Raw genomic sequence first — 524 nt, forward strand, 5'->3', positions numbered from 1 at the left:
ATGTTGTCGCGGCAAACGCTGTGTTGATGAGCTTCTTGATGATGATTTCCTACGGCATGGATGGTTTTGCCTACGCGATGGAAGCGATGGTGGGGAAAGCGATTGGCGCGAAAGACCGAGCTCAGCTTAGTGATTCTCTGATCGGGACATTCTTTTGGAGTCTGATCATCTGCTTAGGGCTTACTGCGGTATTTGGCTTAGCGGGATCGAATTTGATCGCCATGATCACTTCTATTGAGATTGTGCAGCAGCAAGCAGCGATCTATCTACCTTGGCTGGTGGTGATGCCGTTGACATCCATGTGGTGTTTCTTATTCGATGGCATTTTTGTTGGTGCCACCAAAGGTAAAGATATGCGGAACAGTATGTTCGTGGCGACTTGCTGTTTCTTCGTAATCTTCTTTTTGTTCTCTGGCTGGCAAAACCATGCACTGTGGTTTGCGATGACCAGCTTTATGGCAATGCGAGGGATTGGTCTTGGAGTAATATTCTTCTATCAATGGCGTAAAGGAACGTTCCTCGCG

General features: G+C 47.5%; 1 protein-coding gene. It reads left to right on the plus strand.

Annotated elements, in window-relative coordinates; all coding sequences use genetic code 11:
- Positions 1 to 524: MATE family efflux transporter (locus tag R8O11_RS31130; RefSeq protein ID WP_318195379.1), on the plus strand; the 524-nt coding region annotated here is incomplete at both ends.

The organism is Vibrio sp. 1288, assembly GCF_033344475.1.